This is a genomic window from Streptomyces sp. NBC_00104 (assembly GCF_045160825.1).
Classification (GTDB): domain Bacteria; phylum Actinomycetota; class Actinomycetes; order Streptomycetales; family Streptomycetaceae; genus Streptomyces.
Window position 1 is genome coordinate 8058647 of record NZ_CP108215.1, and the last position, 14820, is coordinate 8073466.

Below are 14820 nucleotides of genomic sequence, written 5' to 3' on the forward strand. Positions count from 1 at the left end.
CTAACCTCCTGCCATCAACCGATCCGCAGCAGGAGTACGAGAACCATGGCGAACGCACCGGTCCAGCGCATGTCCCAGTTGATGGCGAAGACGCTGCGCGACGACCCGGCGGACGCCGAGGTGCTCAGCCACAAGCTCCTCGTCCGCGCCGGCTACGTCCGCCGCACGGCGGCCGGCGTGTGGACCTGGCTGCCGCTCGGCAAGAAGGTCCTCGCCAACGTGGAGCGGATCGTCCGCGAGGAGATGGACGCGATCGGCGCCCAGGAGGTGCTGCTCCCCGCGCTGCTGCCGAAGGAGCCCTACGAGGCGACCGGCCGCTGGGACGAGTACGGCCCGGAGCTGTTCCGCCTGAAGGACCGCAAGGGCGGCGACTACCTTCTCGGCCCCACCCACGAGGAGATCTTCACGCTGATCGTGAAGGACCAGGCGTCCTCCTACAAGGACCTGCCGGTGATCCTCTACCAGATCCAGACCAAGTTCCGGGACGAGGCCCGCCCCCGCGCCGGCATCCTGCGCGGCCGTGAGTTCCTGATGAAGGACTCGTACTCCTTCGACACCGAGGACGAGGGCCTCGCCCAGTCGTACGCCCTGCACCGCCAGGCCTACCAGAAGGTCTTCGAGCGCCTGGGCCTCGACTACCGCATCTGCGCCGCCACGGCGGGCGCGATGGGCGGCTCGAAGTCGGAGGAGTTCCTGGCCCCGGCCGGCGCCGGCGAGGACACCTTCGCGGACTGCCCGGCCTGCGACTTCGCCGCCAACACCGAGGCGATCACCTTCGAGTTGAAGCCGGTGGACGCCGACGGCGTGCCCGCCCTCGAAGAGATCCCGACGCCCGACACCCCGACCATCGAGACCCTCGCCGCGCACCTCGGCGTCGAGGCCTCCGCCACCCTCAAGAACCTCCTGGTGAAGGTCGACGGCGAGATCGTCGCCGTCGGTGTCCCCGGCGACCGCGAGGTCGACCTGGGCAAGGTCGAGGCGCACTTCGCCCCGGCGGTCGTCGAGATGGTCACCGAGGCGGACTTCGCGGGCCGCCCCGACCTGGTCCGCGGCTATGTCGGCCCGCAGGGCCTCGGCGAGAAGGTGCGGTACGTCGCCGACCCGCGCGTGGCGCCGGGCACCGCCTGGATCACGGGCGCCAACAAGGCGGGCACACACGCCAGGAACGTCGTCGCGGGCCGTGACTTCGAGGTCGGCGAGTACGTCGACGTCGTGGTCGTCCAGGAGGGCGACCCCTGCCCGAACTGCGGCACCGGCCTCAAGCTGGACCGCGCCATCGAGATCGGCCACATCTTCCAGCTGGGCCGCAAGTACGCCGACGCCCTCAAGCTCGACGTCCTCGGCCAGCACGGCAAGCCCGTCCGCGTCACCATGGGCTCGTACGGCATCGGCGTCTCCCGCGCGGTGGCGGCCCTCGCCGAGCAGTCCGCCGACGACAAGGGCCTGTGCTGGCCCGCCGAGGTCGCCCCGGCCGACGTCCACGTCGTCGCGGCGGGCAAGGCCCTCCAGACCGAACTGGCCCTCGACGTCTCCGAGAAGCTGCGGGCGGCCGGCCTCCGCGTCCTGGTCGACGACCGCGCCGGTGTCTCCCCGGGCGTGAAGTTCACCGACTCCGAGCTCATCGGCGTACCGAAGATCCTGGTCGCCGGCCGCCGCTCCGCCGAGGGCGTCCTGGAGCTGAAGGACCGCCGCACCGGTGAGCGCGAGGAGTTGACGGTCGACGAGGCGATCGCCCGCCTGACCACCGCCTGATCGCCGCTTGAAGGAAACCCTCAGAATGTTCTCCGGGGACCTATAGCCACCTCACAGGTTTCTCTCAGACCGTTCCCCGACCGTAGGGCGTGACAGAACGTCACTACGGAGGGGAACGGTCATGACGACCAGAGAACGAGGTGCCGTCGCGGGAATCCGCAGAGGCGCCCGGCGTACGGCGGCCACCGCGGCGGCGGTGACGCTCGCGGCGGCCGCCGGCATGTTCGCGCTGATCGGCACGATGCAGGTGGACGCGGACACCACCGCGAGCGCGGGCGGCACGAGTTCGACGTCGTCGAGCACGAACGACGACACGAGTTCGGGCAGCGACAGCGGCAGCGGTACGGGCAGCAGCACGGACGCGTCGTCGGACGCGTCGTCGGACTCCTCCTCGTCCTCGGACAGTTCGAGCGACTCCTCCGCGGAGTCCTCCTCCGACTCATCTGCCGACTCCTCCGAGGACCTCCAGTCGTCCTCCGACGGCATGACGTCCTCCTCGGACGACTCCGCGGACTCCACCTCGGGGGCGTCGTGACGACCGTGTCCACGACCTCCCGCCCCACGGCCGCCACGGACTGGCGGGCCCTCGGTACGAGCGTCCGCCTGGTCACCACCGACCCTGCCCTGCTCGACTCCTGCAACCTGCTGCTGGCCCGGCACCTGGCCGAGGTCGACGCCGCGTGCAGCCGATTCCGAGCGGACTCGGAGCTGTCGGCGCTGAACGCGGCCGAAGGACGACCCGTCAAGGTCAGCCCGCTGCTGGCCGAGGCCCTCGCGGTGGCCCTGCGCGCCGCCCGCGCCACGGACGGCGCCGTGGACCCCACGGTCGGCTCGGCGATGGAGGCCCTCGGCTACGACCGGGACTTCACCCTGGTCCAGGAGGACGACCGCCCCGTGCGCCTGTCGGTGAAGCGGGTGCCGGGCTGGAGCCTGGTCGCACTGGACCGCGCCACGAACACGGTGACCCTGCCGCCCGGCGTCAGCCTGGACCTGGGCGCCACGGCCAAGGCATGGGCGGCCGACAAGTCCGCGCGGACGCTGGCGCGGACGGCCGGCTGCGGCGTCCTGGTCAGCCTCGGCGGCGACACGGCCGTCGCGGGCGAACCCCCGGCCGGCGGCTGGCGCATCCGCGTCCAGGACGAGACGGCCCCGGTCGACCGACTGCCCGAACACGGCTCGTACGCCACGGTCGGCATCCGCGACGGAGGCCTCGCCACCTCCGGCACCTCGGCCCGTCGCTGGCGCCGCGGCGACCACGACCTCCACCACATAGTCGACCCCCGCACGGGGCAACCCGCCGCCACCCCCTGGCGCACCGTCTCGGTGGCAGCCGCCACCTGCGCCGACGCCAACGCCGCCACCACCGCCGCCCTGGTCAAGGGCCACACCGCCCCCCGCTGGCTCTCCCGCCTGGCCCTCCCGGCCCGCCTGGTCACCCACGAAGGCACGGTCGTCACGACACCGGGCTGGCCCTCCCCGACGCCGAAAGCCGGGCCCGCCGCATGAGCGACGAGATCCTCTGGTACGCCAACAGAGCCACCGGCGCCGTCTGTCTGGTCCTCTTCACCGTCGTCGTGCTGCTCGGCATCGCCGTACGGCTCCGGGCCCGCATCCCCGGCCTGCCCCGCTTCGGCACGGTCTCCCTCCACCGCACCCTCTCCCTCTCCGCCACCGTGTTCCTGGTCCTGCACATCGCGGCCGCGGTCGCCGACGACTACGTGAACATCACCGTCGTCGACGCGTTCCTCCCGTTCCTCTCCGACTACCAGCCCCTCTGGCTCGGCCTCGGCACGGTCTCCCTGGACCTGATGCTCGCCGTCCTGATCACCAGCCTCCTGCGTGCCCGCGTCGGCCACCGCACCTGGCGAGCCGTGCACCGGCTGGCGTACGCGTCCTGGCCGTTCGCCCTGGTCCACGGCATCGGCATCGGCACGGACAGCGGCACCGCCTGGATGCTCTGGCTCACGGTCGCCTGCGTCGCCGCGGTACTCGCCGCCCTCGCCCCGCGCACCGCCCACGCCGTACGAGACTCCCGCCGCACCCCCGCCGACCTGCTCCGCACGGCCGAAGGAGCCCGCCCGTGACCACCGTGACCGCCCCCACCGCCCCGACCGTCCACGGCGACCTCCACATGCCACCCCGTCTCCTCGCCCCCGGCGGCACCCCGGCCGACCACCTCACCCACGAGCAGCGCTACGGCCCCCTCACCTCCCTCACCCCCGCCGACCTGCTCCGCGTGACCGCCGAGTCCGGCCTCACCGGCCGTGGCGGCGCCGCCTTCCCCACGTACCGCAAACTCGCCTCCGTCGCCGAAGCGGGCCGCCGCACCGGCCGCGCCCCGGTGGTCGTCGCGAACGGCTCCGAGGGCGAACCCGCCAGTGCCAAGGACAAGACGCTGCTGCGTCTGTCACCCCACCTCGTCCTGGACGGCCTCCGGCTGGCCACCGAGGCGACCGGCGCGGCCGAGGCGTACCTCGCGGTCGAGGAAGGCACGGCTCCGCTGGAGGCAGCCGTCGCCGAACGACGCGATCCGGTCCCCGTGCGAGTCGTCCGCGTCCCCCCACGCTTCCTGTCCGGCGAGTCCTCGGCCCTCATCCAGCACCTCGACGGCCGGGCCGCCCTGCCCCGGCACCAGAACCCCCCGGTCCGCGAACAGGGCGTGCACCGCGCCCCCACCCTCGTCCAGAACGTCGAGACCCTCGCCCACCTGGCCCTGATCGCCCGCTACGGCGCCGACTGGTACCGCTCGGCCGGCACCCCCGGCGATCCCGGCAGCGTCCTGTGCACGCTCCACGTCCCCGGCCACACCCCCCGAGTCGTGGAGGCCCCCTACGGCCTCCCCCTGCACCGCCTGCTCCCCCTCCACGGCACGAGCGCGGTCCTGATCGGCGGCTACCACGGCACCTGGATCCCGGCCCGGCAGGCCGCTCACCTCACCCTCGCCGCAGCGGACCTGGGTGCGGGGGTCCTCGTCGCCCTCCCCGCCGACCGCTGCGGTCCCGCCGAGACCGCCCGTGTCCTGCGCTACCTCGCTCTTCAGTCGGCCGGCCAGTGCGGCCCCTGCCTCAACGGCCTGCCCCGTATCGCCGCCGCCTTCCAGACCCTGGCCGCCCCCGGCCCCCAGGGCACCACCCGCGCCGACATCGCCCGCTGGGCGGGCCTGGTCGAGGGCCGAGGAGTCTGCCACCACCCCGACGGCACCGTCCGCCTGGTCCGCAGCGCCCTGACCACCTTCGCCCCCGAACTCGACGCCCACGCCCAGGGCCACTGCACGGCCGCCGACCGCACCCCCGTCCTGCCCGTCCCCGAGCCCCGGAGCTGACGACACCGTGCCCGCACCCTCAACCCCGACCCTCGACGTCGACTGGACCGCCTGCCAGGCCCACGGCCTCTGCGCGGAACTCCTCCCCGACCACGTCACCCTGGACGAATGGGGCTACCCGCTGTTCGAGAAGGGGCCGGTCCCGAGAGCGGCTCTGAAACGAGCGAAGCGAGCAGCGGCCGACTGCCCCGTCCTGGCCTTGAAACTGGGGTCCCGCTAAGAGGCGCGGGGAACTGCGCGACCAGCCACGGACAACCAGCGGCTTCCAACGGTCCGGCTTCCGGCGAAGCCAGAGCCACCCGGCGAAGCCAGAGCCACCCGGCGAAGCCAGAGCCACCCGGCGAAGCTAGAGCCACCCGGCGAACTCCAGCAGCAACTCGGCGTCCCGCGGCCGCCCGACCCGCCGCGCCCGAACCCCCGACTCCACGGCCCGGAACAACGTCCACCCCCGCAACCGCTCCTGATCCACGTCCAACGACTCGGCCAGCCTCTTCACCCGCCGCCGAGTGATCGCCGCCCCCGACGGCGACGCGATCAGATCCTCCACCCGATCCCGCACCAGCCGAGCCAGATCGAACGCGCACTCACCCACCACCGGATCCGGCCCCACGGCCAGCCACGGCAACCGCTCCCCGGCCAGCACCTTGCTCTGCCGAAACGTGCCGTGCAGCAACCGCTCCTCGGGAGCGGCGGCCAGCAGCTCCTCCCGCGCGGCCAGAGCGGAGTCGACCAGCGCCCGCACCTCGCCGTCCCCGGCGGAGCCGCCCCGCATCAGCTCGGCCTGCCGTCCCGTCCGCTCGGCCACGGTCTCGAAGACATGCGCCTCGGGCGGCTCGACCCACAGCCGCCGCAACGTCGCGGCGGCCTCCAGCAGCGCCTTCGCCTCGGGCAGCGACCGCACCGACAGATCGGGATGCAGCCGCTCCAGCAGCAGGACGCCCTGACTGTCCCCGGGGTTGAGCAACTGCACCGCGCCCCGCCCGTCCCAGTGCGCGAGCGCCGCCCGCTCGCTCTCCGGCCGGGCCCGCCGGGGCGCCAGCTTGAGCACGGCGGGGGTGTCGTCGATCAGCCGTACGAGGACCACCAGACTGCTGCGGCCGCCGGGTGCCTGCACCCGCTCGACGGTCAACTCGCGTAGATCGACGGCCTGTTGGAGCAGATCGGGAAGCGTTTCCAGCCACTCGCCGATCCCGTCACCGCCGTCCGGCCGCCGGGTCTCGGCGAGCGCTCGCACCAGCCGCTGCGGCGGTTCGAAGTCCTCGAAAGCCATGCGCGCCATGGGCGAGTCGTTCCCTTCCTGGGCGTGATCAGGTGTGCGGTGTCGCCGACGGGCCGGCAGCGGCCGTCCGCTCGGTGAGACCAGGGAAGGCTACGCTTCCGCCCCGCCACCGCACCGCCCGCACCGCCGCTTCCCGCAGCGCCTCGGCAGCCGTGCCGCGCCGGTCACCCTCGCAGGCCCGGACGAGATCGGAGTACACGCCGGCCACCCGCTCCTCCAGCTCGGCGGCGAGCCGCGCGGCGGAGTCGGAATCGGTCACCTGGAAGGGCAGGGCGTACCCGGCGGCCGCCACGGCGGGTTTGCCGCCCAGATCCCGCACGGCCCGGGTGAGCGTGTCCCGGCGGGCCCGGTGCGCGTCGTACGCCTCCCGCGCCTCGCTCTGCCGCGCCTCACCGATCTTCCCGCCGACGACCCCGTACCCGTACACGGCGGCGTGCTCGGCCCCGAGCGCCGCCTGTACCGCCTTCAGCTCCCCGCCGCTCACTTCGCGCCCTCCGTCAACATGTACGCGTGCCCGGCCCCCGCCGCCGCCACCGAAGCCATCAGCCGCGCCATCTCGCCCGGTACCTCCAGCAACGCCTTGGCCCGCGTGTCGGCGAGCCTCCGCTCGGCGGCGGCCAACTCGGCGAGGGCTGCCCTGGGGTCCTCCGGCACGGGGGAGGGGGACGCCGAGGCGGAAGGCGAGCCGGACGGGGAGGCGCTCGCCGCAGCCGGACGCGCGTCCTTCCCGGCCCCGAACGCCCGGGCATGCCGTACGACCTCCGCCCGCAGCGGTGTCAGCAGCGCGGCCAGATCCGGATGCGCGGCGATCACGGCGTCGTACCGCTTCACCAGCCCTCCACTGTCCTTCACCACCCGGGCCCGGGCCTTCGCCACCACCGAAGGACTTCCCCCGGCGGAATCCGACCCCTCACCCCCCGCCGAACACCCCGCCAGCAGGCCCGCACCGGCGGCCCCGACAAGCAGACTCCTTCTGCGCGGCCCCGACGGGGTACGCGACGGCACGGTGAACGACACGGCAGACGTCCTCGGGGGGTCGTACGAACAAAGAAGCGGTGTGATCACGGTACCCGTGAAAGTCCCCGAGCCCCGAGAGGGGCGCGGGAACCCCCTCCCACAGGAACCCTCATGGACGGCAACACCCCAGTGGAGCGGCTACCCTTTGACCTGACACGCGCCCTACCCACAACAGCACACGCGGCCGAGGAGTCACCCGGATGAGCACCACCCAGAGCGAGAGGCTGCGAGAACTACTGGAACCGCTCGTACGCTCCCAGGGCCTGGATCTCGAAGAGATCGCAGTGGACTCGGTCGGACGCAAGCGGGTGCTGCGCGTGGTCGTCGACTCGGACGAGGGCGCGGATCTGGACGCGGTCGCCGATGTCAGCCGCGCGCTCTCGGCCAAGCTGGACGAGACGGACGCGATGGGCCAGGCGGAGTACACGCTGGAAGTCGGTACGCCGGGCGCCGAGCGCGCCCTCACCGAGCACCGCCACTACCGCCGGGCCGCGGACCGCCTGGTGAAGTTCACGCTCCGCGAGGACGGGGAACTGATCGCCAGAATCCTGACCGTGGACGACGACGGCCTCGACCTCGAGGTGCCCGGAGTGAAGGGCCGCAAGGCCACCACCCGCCGGCTCGCCTTCGCCGAGATCGACAAGGCCCGCGTCCAGGTCGAGTTCAACCGCAAGGACAAGAAGGACATGACGGAAGAGGAGGAGGCGTAGCCGTGGACATCGACATGAGCGCCCTGCGGGGCTTGGTACGGGAGAAGGAGATCTCCTTCGACCTGCTCGTCGAGGCGATCGAGGCGGCCCTCCTCATCGCCTACCACCGCACCGAGGGAAGCCGCCGTCACGCGCGCGTGGAGCTCAACCGGGAGACCGGCCATGTGACCGTGTGGGCGAAGGAGGACCCCGAGGACCTGGAGGAGGGGCAGGAGGCGCGCGCGTTCGACGACACCCCGTCGGACTTCGGCCGCATCGCCGCCACCACCGCCAAACAGGTGATCCTGCAGCGACTGCGGGACGCGGAGGACGACGCCACGCTCGGCGAGTACGCGGGGCGCGAGGGCGACATCGTCACCGGTGTGGTCCAGCAGGGCCGCGACCCGAAGAACGTGCTCGTCGACATCGGCAAGCTGGAGGCCATCCTGCCCGTGCAGGAACAGGTCCCCGGCGAGTCGTACCAGCACGGGATGCGGCTGCGGTCGTACGTCGTCCGGGTGGCGAAGGGTGTCCGCGGTCCGTCCGTCACTCTCTCGCGCACGCATCCCAATCTGGTGAAGAAGCTCTTCGCGCTGGAGGTGCCGGAGATCGCCGACGGGTCCGTCGAGATCTCCGCCATCGCGCGTGAGGCGGGTCACCGTACGAAGATCGCCGTCCGCTCCACCCGCAGCGGTCTGAACGCCAAGGGCGCCTGTATCGGCCCGATGGGCGGCCGGGTCCGCAACGTGATGGGCGAGCTGAACGGCGAGAAGATCGACATCGTCGACTGGTCGGACGACCCGGCCGAGATGGTGGCGAACGCCCTCTCCCCGGCCCGGGTCTCCAAGGTCGAGGTGGTGGACCTCGCGGCCCGCTCCGCGCGCGTGACGGTGCCCGACTACCAGCTGTCACTGGCGATCGGCAAGGAGGGCCAGAACGCCCGCCTCGCCGCCCGCCTCACCGGCTGGCGGATCGACATCCGCCCGGACACCGAGCAGCCCTCGGAGTAACCACTCGATCGGACGTCCGAGCTGGGCCGTTCGGGTACTGCCCGGTGGCCGGGGAATAGATCCAAGCCGCAGGTCGCTTAGATCACGACAACAACCGTTCGATTTTTGCCCCGCAGGGGTGAGGTCGGTGCGGGGAGGTAGACTTAGCAGTGTCTGGCCGGACGCGTGCCCGTGCATGCCCTGAACGCACCTGTGTGGGGTGCAGGCAGCGATCGGCCAAGACCGAGCTGCTGCGGGTCGTGGCGATCGAGGACGAATGCGTCCCCGATCCTCGCGGTACGCTGCCCGGCCGGGGTGCGTACGTTCACCCCGCCCAGGTCTGTCTCGACTTGGGGCTTCGCCGTCGGGCGTTCACGCGGGCGCTGCGTGCCCCGGGAGCGCTCGACACAAAGGCGTTGCGCCGATACGTGGAGCAGACAACAGTTGCCGAGCAGGCAACACCGTAAGACGTGCCGTGCGGAGCCTCCGTACGGCCCTGGTACCCCGCGAGTTGGAAGTAGGTCGAGATTGCGATGAGCACTCGATGAGCACGCGATGAGTACGCCCATGAAGTAGCGACGGTCCGGACGCACCCGGACCTAAAAAGGAGCGAAGTGGCTAAGGTCCGGGTATACGAACTCGCCAAGGAGTTCGGGGTTGAGAGCAAGGTCGTCATGGCCAAGCTCCAGGAACTCGGTGAATTCGTCCGTTCGGCGTCCTCGACGATCGAGGCGCCCGTTGTACGCAAACTGACTGACGCCCTCCAGCAGGGCAGCGGTGGCGGCAAGCCCGCCCCGCGCAAGGCCGCCCCGGCACGTCCGGGGGCCCCCTCTCCGGCGCAGGCCGCACGTCCGGCCGCCCCGCGCCCGGGTCCGGCAGCACCGAAGCCGCCCGCCGCGGAGAAGCCCGCGACTCCGGCCCCGGGCCCGCGCCCGCTGCCGGGTCCCAAGCCGCCGGCCCCGAAGCCCGCTCCGGCCTCCCCGGCCCCGAGCGTGCCCGAGTTCCAGGCGCCCCCGTCGGCCCCGGCCGCCGCGTCCGCCCCGTCCGCACCGCGTCCGGGCGCTCGTCCCGGCCCGGGTGCTCAGCGACCGGCCGGGGGCCACGGTGGTCAGCGTCCGGGTGGTCCCGGACAGGACCGTCAGGAGCGCGGGGACCGTCAGGACCGTGGCCAGGCGCCGCGTCCCGGTGGTCAGCGTCCCGGTGGCGCCGGTGCCCCCAAGCCGGGCGGTGCCCGTCCCGCGGGTCCGCGTCCCGGTAACAACCCCTTCACCTCCGGTGGCTCCACGGGCATGGGTCGCCCGCAGGGCCCCCGTCCCGGTGGCGCGCCCCGACCTGGTGGACACGGCGGCCCGGGTGGTCCCGGTGGCGCCCAGGGCGGTGCGCGTCCCGCGGCTCCCGGCCAGGCGCCGCGTCCGCAGGGTGCCGGCGGCGGTCCTCGTCCGCAGGCTCCGGGCGGTTCCCGTCCGACCCCGGGCGGCATGCCCCGTCCGCAGGGTGGCGGTCCCCGTCCCGGCGGTGGCCCCGGCGGCGCTCGTCCGAACCCCGGCATGATGCCGCAGCGTCCGGCTGCCGGCCCGCGTCCCGGCGGCGGTGGCCCCGGTGGCCGTGGTCCCGGTGGCGGCGGTCGTCCCGGTGGTCCCGGTGGCGGCGGCGGTCGTCCCGGTGGCGGCGGCTTCGCAGGTCGTCCGGGCGGTCCCGGTGGCGGTGGCGGCGGTTTCGCCGGTCGTCCCGGTGGTCCGGGTGGCGGCGGTGGCGGTTTCGCCGGTCGTCCCGGTGGTCCCGGTGGCGGCGGCGGTCGTCCCGGCTTCGGCGGTCGTCCCGGTGGTCCGGGTGCCCGTGGTGGCACGCAGGGCGCCTTCGGTCGCCCCGGCGGTCCCGCGCGTCGTGGTCGCAAGTCGAAGCGGCAGAGGCGCCAGGAGTACGAGGCCATGCAGGCCCCGTCGGTCGGCGGCGTGATGCTGCCTCGCGGCAACGGACAGTCCGTCCGCCTGTCGCGCGGTGCGTCGCTCACCGACTTCGCCGAGAAGATCGGCGCCAACCCGGCGTCGCTCGTCGGCGTGATGATGAACCTCGGCGAGATGGTCACTGCCACGCAGTCCGTCTCCGACGAGACGCTGAAGCTCCTCGCGGACGAGATGAACTTCATCCTCGAGATCGTCAGCCCGGAGGAGGAGGACCGAGAGCTTCTCGAGTCCTTCGACATCGAGTTCGGCGAGGACGAGGGCGGCGAGGAGTTCCTCGTCGCGCGTCCGCCGGTCGTGACCGTCATGGGTCACGTCGACCACGGTAAGACCCGCCTCCTCGACACCATCCGCAAGACGAACGTCGTCGCGGGCGAGGCCGGCGGTATCACGCAGCACATCGGTGCGTACCAGGTCGCGACCCAGGTCAACGACGAAGAGCGCAGGATCACCTTCATCGACACCCCGGGCCACGAGGCGTTCACCGCCATGCGTGCCCGTGGTGCGAAGTCGACCGACATCGCGATCCTCGTGGTGGCGGCCAACGACGGTGTGATGCCCCAGACGATCGAGGCGTTGAACCACGCCAAGGCGGCCGACGTGCCGATCGTGGTCGCGGTCAACAAGATCGACGTCGAGGGCGCCGACCCGACCAAGGTGCGCGGTCAGCTCACCGAGTTCGGTCTGGTGGCCGAGGAGTACGGCGGCGACACGATGTTCGTCGACATCTCCGCCAAGCAGGGTCTCAACATCGACTCCCTGCTGGAGGCCGTGGTCCTGACCGCGGACGCCTCGCTCGACCTGCGGGCCAACCCCCAGCAGGACGCGCAGGGTATCGCGATCGAGTCCCACCTCGACCGCGGCCGCGGTGCCGTTTCGACCGTCCTGGTCCAGCGCGGCACGCTGCGCATCGGTGACACGATGGTGGTCGGCGACGCGTACGGCCGGGTCCGGGCGATGCTCGACGACAACGGCAACAACGTCGAGGAAGCGGGTCCGTCGACCCCCGTCCTCGTCCTCGGTCTCACCAACGTCCCGGGCGCCGGCGACAACTTCCTCGTCGTCGACGAGGACCGTACGGCCCGTCAGATCGCCGAGAAGCGCGCGGCGCGTGAGCGCAACGCCAACTTCGCCCGGCGCGGAGTCCGGTTCTCCCTGGAGAACCTGGACGAGGCCCTCAAGGCCGGTCTGGTGCAGGAACTCAACCTCATCATCAAGGGCGACGCGTCCGGTTCGGTGGAGGCTCTCGAGTCCTCGCTGCTCCAGCTCGACGTCGGCGAAGAGGTCGACATCCGCGTCCTGCACCGCGGCGTGGGTGCGGTCACCGAGTCGGACATCGACCTGGCGACCGGCTCCGACGCGATCGTCATCGGCTTCAACGTCCGCGCTGCGGGCCGCGCGGCGCAGATGGCGGAGCGCGAGGGCGTCGACGTCCGGTACTACTCGGTGATCTACCAGGCCATCGAGGAGATCGAGGCGGCCCTCAAGGGCATGCTCAAGCCGGAGTACGAGGAGGTCGAGCTCGGCACGGCGGAGATCCGCGAGGTCTTCAAGTCGTCCAAGCTGGGCAACATCGCCGGTGTCCTGGTCCGCTCCGGAGAGGTCAAGCGCAACACCAAGGCGCGCCTCGTCCGCGACGGCAAGGTCATCGCGGAGAACCTCACCATCTCCGGTCTGCGTCGCTTCAAGGACGACGTCACCGAGATCCGCGAAGGCTTCGAGGGTGGTATCAACCTCGGAAACTTCAACGACATCAAGGTCGACGACGTCATCGCGACGTACGAGATGCGCGAGAAGCCGCGGTCGTAACCAGCGGTGGTTCACGCCGGCCGGGGGTGACCTGTTCACCCCCGGCCGGTGTGGCCGTTCCCGGGCCGCGCCCCGGACCCCCGGCAAACAATCCCGTCGAGGGTGTCCGCCATTCGTTGTACGGTTCTGATGTTCCTGCCCCGTGCTGTGGGCAGGCCATCTATCCCGTACCGGCGGGTGAACCGGATACACACATGTACGTGGGGACTCTGTCCTTCGATCTCCTGCTCGGCGACGTACGGTCGCTGAAGGAGAAGCGCTCCGTCGTCCGTCCGATCGTGGCCGAGCTGCACCGCAAGTTCGCGGTGAGCGTGGCGGAGGTCGACCATATGGATCTGCACCGCCGGGCCGTGATCGGGCTGGCGGTGGTGTCCGGTGACACGGGGCATCTGACGGACGTACTGGACCGGTGCGAGCGGCTGGTCGCCGGACGCCCCGAGGTGGAGCTGCTCTCGGTCAGACGGCGGCTGCACGGGGACGACGACTGACCGGTCGCCGAGACAATTCAAGAAACAGCAGTAACGCGGAACGAGCTAGGAGACGGACCAGTGGCCGACAACGCGCGTGCCAAGAGGCTGGCGGACCTCATCCGAGAGGTGGTGGCCCAGAAGCTGCTGCGTGGGATCAAGGACCCGCGGCTCGGCTCGAAGGTCACCATCACGGACACCCGGGTGACCGGGGACCTGCGGGAGGCGACCGTCTTCTACACGGTGTACGGGGACGACGAGGAGCGGGCGGCCGCCGCCGCGGGACTGGAGAGCGCCAAGGGCGTCCTGCGTTCCGAGGTCGGCCGTGCCGCGGGTGTGAAGTTCACGCCGACCCTCACTTTCGTGGCCGACGCCCTCCCGGACACCGCCAAGACCATCGACGACCTCCTCGACAAGGCGCGGGCCTCGGACGCCCAGGTGCGCGAGAACGCCTCGGGGGCGACGTACGCCGGTGAGGCCGACCCGTACCGCAAGCCGGGTGACGACGAGGACGACGCCGCCGAATGACCCAGCAGCGCCAGAAGAACACCACGCCCGACGGCCTTGTCATCGTCGACAAGCCGTCGGGCTTCACTTCGCACGACGTCGTCGCCAAGATGCGGGGCATCGCCCGGACCCGGCGGGTCGGGCACGCGGGGACGCTCGACCCCATGGCCACCGGAGTGCTCGTCCTGGGGGTGGAGAAGGCGACCAAGCTGCTCGGTCACCTCGCGCTCACCGAGAAGGAGTACCTGGGGACCATCCGGCTCGGGCAGACGACGGTCACCGACGACGCCGAGGGCGAGATCACGGCGTCGGTCGACGCGTCGAAGGTCACCCGCGAGTCCGTCGACGCCGGTGTGGCCGAGCTGACCGGCGAGATCATGCAGGTGCCGTCCAAGGTCAGCGCCATCAAGATCGACGGCGTGCGGTCGTACAAACGGGCCCGGGACGGTGAGGACTTCGAGATTCCCGCCCGACCCGTCACGGTCTCCTCCTTCGCGGTCCACGACGTCCGGGACACCGTCGCCGAGGACGGCACCCCGGTGCTGGACTTGGTGGTGTCGGTGGTGTGCTCCTCCGGGACGTACATCCGGGCCCTCGCCCGCGACCTGGGCTCCGGCCTGGGCGTCGGTGGCCACCTCACGGCGCTGCGCCGGACGCGCGTGGGGCCGTACAAGCTGGACTCCGCGCGGACCCTCGACCAGCTCCAGGAGGAGCTGACCGTGATGCCGGTCGCCGAGGCCGCCACGGCCGCGTTCCCGCGCTGGGACGTGGACGACAAGCGGGCCCGGCTGCTGCTGAACGGCGTGCGGCTGGAGATGCCCGAGGAGTACACGGGCCGCGGCGCGGTCGCGGTCTTCGACCCCACCGGCCGCTTCCTGGCCCTGGTGGAGAGCCAGAAGGGCAAGGCCAAGAGCCTGGCCGTCTTCGGCTGAGGGCGAGCCCGGCTCTTTGAGGGGCGCGGGGAACTGCGCGATCAGCCACATGGGACCTGTACTCGCCGAACTCTCCGAACCCCCGAACTCTCCGAA

The 14820-nt window shown here is 71.9% G+C and carries 16 protein-coding genes; 13 read left to right on the forward strand and 3 right to left on the reverse strand.

Annotation, left to right across the window (positions count from 1 at the left end):
• The first annotated feature begins 45 nt into the window (after positions 1-45).
• The 6 genes from OG272_RS35475 (at position 46) to OG272_RS35500 (ending at position 5294) form a co-directional block, all read left to right on the forward strand.
• Positions 46-1752: a proline--tRNA ligase gene (locus OG272_RS35475; protein ID WP_326576525.1), complete on the forward strand. Its 1707-nt coding sequence runs from the start codon at positions 46-48 to the stop codon at positions 1750-1752.
• A 121-nt stretch (positions 1753-1873) separates the two neighbouring features.
• A complete protein-coding gene (locus OG272_RS35480) occupies positions 1874-2287 on the forward strand; it encodes a hypothetical protein (protein ID WP_405895494.1) in 414 nt (137 codons plus the stop codon).
• A gap of 5 nt (positions 2288-2292) precedes the next feature.
• On the forward strand, positions 2293-3258 hold the full coding sequence (locus tag OG272_RS35485) for an FAD:protein FMN transferase (protein WP_327727593.1): 966 nt from the start codon (positions 2293-2295) through the stop codon (positions 3256-3258).
• A complete protein-coding gene (locus tag OG272_RS35490) occupies positions 3255-3836 on the forward strand; it encodes a ferric reductase-like transmembrane domain-containing protein (protein ID WP_327727592.1) in 582 nt (193 codons plus the stop codon). Before OG272_RS35485 ends, OG272_RS35490 begins: the two co-directional genes overlap by 4 nt.
• The gene (locus OG272_RS35495; RefSeq protein WP_327727591.1) at positions 3833-5074 is read left to right on the forward strand and encodes an NADH-ubiquinone oxidoreductase-F iron-sulfur binding region domain-containing protein; all 1242 of its coding nucleotides are present in this window, start codon (positions 3833-3835) and stop codon (positions 5072-5074) included. The genes OG272_RS35490 and OG272_RS35495 overlap by 4 nt, the downstream gene beginning before the upstream one ends.
• Before the next feature lie 7 nt (positions 5075-5081).
• The gene (locus OG272_RS35500) at positions 5082-5294 is read left to right on the forward strand and encodes a ferredoxin (protein ID WP_327727590.1); all 213 of its coding nucleotides are present in this window, start codon (positions 5082-5084) and stop codon (positions 5292-5294) included.
• Positions 5295-5420: 126 nt separating this feature from the next.
• Here OG272_RS35500 and OG272_RS35505 read toward each other — a convergent pair whose 3' ends face one another.
• From OG272_RS35505 to OG272_RS35515, 3 genes are read right to left on the reverse strand one after another with little or no spacing between them, the layout of a single operon-like run.
• Entirely contained in the window at positions 5421-6353 is a 933-nt protein-coding gene (locus OG272_RS35505; RefSeq protein ID WP_327727589.1) for an aminoglycoside phosphotransferase family protein, read from the reverse strand.
• Between the two features lie 28 nt (positions 6354-6381).
• On the reverse strand, positions 6382-6837 hold the full coding sequence (locus OG272_RS35510; RefSeq protein WP_405895495.1) for a ferritin-like domain-containing protein: 456 nt from the start codon (positions 6835-6837) through the stop codon (positions 6382-6384).
• Positions 6834-7319: a hypothetical protein gene (locus OG272_RS35515; RefSeq protein WP_326585596.1), complete on the reverse strand. Its 486-nt coding sequence runs from the start codon at positions 7317-7319 to the stop codon at positions 6834-6836. The genes OG272_RS35510 and OG272_RS35515 overlap by 4 nt, the downstream gene beginning before the upstream one ends.
• 251 nt (positions 7320-7570) lie before the next feature.
• Between OG272_RS35515 and rimP the strand changes: the two genes are divergently transcribed.
• The 7 genes from rimP (at position 7571) to truB (ending at position 14724) form a co-directional block, all read left to right on the forward strand.
• Complete coding sequence (rimP, locus tag OG272_RS35520) at positions 7571-8080, forward strand: ribosome maturation factor RimP (protein ID WP_326576515.1); 510 nt, start codon at positions 7571-7573, stop codon at positions 8078-8080.
• Positions 8081-8082: 2 nt separating this feature from the next.
• The gene (gene nusA, locus OG272_RS35525; protein WP_326576513.1) at positions 8083-9069 is read left to right on the forward strand and encodes a transcription termination factor NusA; all 987 of its coding nucleotides are present in this window, start codon (positions 8083-8085) and stop codon (positions 9067-9069) included.
• A 149-nt stretch (positions 9070-9218) separates the two neighbouring features.
• Positions 9219-9515, forward strand: a complete 297-nt coding sequence (locus tag OG272_RS35530; RefSeq protein WP_326576511.1) for a YlxR family protein — start codon at positions 9219-9221, stop codon at positions 9513-9515.
• Between the two features lie 147 nt (positions 9516-9662).
• On the forward strand, positions 9663-12818 hold the full coding sequence (gene infB / locus OG272_RS35535; RefSeq protein WP_326576509.1) for a translation initiation factor IF-2: 3156 nt from the start codon (positions 9663-9665) through the stop codon (positions 12816-12818).
• A gap of 194 nt (positions 12819-13012) precedes the next feature.
• Positions 13013-13306: a DUF503 domain-containing protein gene (locus tag OG272_RS35540; protein WP_013000329.1), complete on the forward strand. Its 294-nt coding sequence runs from the start codon at positions 13013-13015 to the stop codon at positions 13304-13306.
• Between the two features lie 60 nt (positions 13307-13366).
• The gene (rbfA, locus tag OG272_RS35545; RefSeq protein WP_326576503.1) at positions 13367-13813 is read left to right on the forward strand and encodes a 30S ribosome-binding factor RbfA; all 447 of its coding nucleotides are present in this window, start codon (positions 13367-13369) and stop codon (positions 13811-13813) included.
• Positions 13810-14724: a tRNA pseudouridine(55) synthase TruB gene (truB, locus tag OG272_RS35550; RefSeq protein WP_327727587.1), complete on the forward strand. Its 915-nt coding sequence runs from the start codon at positions 13810-13812 to the stop codon at positions 14722-14724. The genes rbfA and truB overlap by 4 nt, the downstream gene beginning before the upstream one ends.
• The last annotated feature ends 96 nt before the right edge of the window (positions 14725-14820 follow it).

Coding starts and splice junctions, on each gene's coding strand:
- OG272_RS35480 (WP_405895494.1), top strand. CDS start 1,874: ATGACGACCAGAGAACGAGGTGCCGTCGCGGGAATCCGCAGAGGCGCC.
- OG272_RS35490 (WP_327727592.1), top strand. CDS start 3,255: ATGAGCGACGAGATCCTCTGGTACGCCAACAGAGCCACCGGCGCCGTC.
- OG272_RS35475 (WP_326576525.1), top strand. CDS start 46: ATGGCGAACGCACCGGTCCAGCGCATGTCCCAGTTGATGGCGAAGACG.
- rimP (WP_326576515.1), top strand. CDS start 7,571: ATGAGCACCACCCAGAGCGAGAGGCTGCGAGAACTACTGGAACCGCTC.
- truB (WP_327727587.1), top strand. CDS start 13,810: ATGACCCAGCAGCGCCAGAAGAACACCACGCCCGACGGCCTTGTCATC.
- OG272_RS35540 (WP_013000329.1), top strand. CDS start 13,013: ATGTACGTGGGGACTCTGTCCTTCGATCTCCTGCTCGGCGACGTACGG.
- OG272_RS35505 (WP_327727589.1), bottom strand. CDS start 6,353: ATGGCGCGCATGGCTTTCGAGGACTTCGAACCGCCGCAGCGGCTGGTG.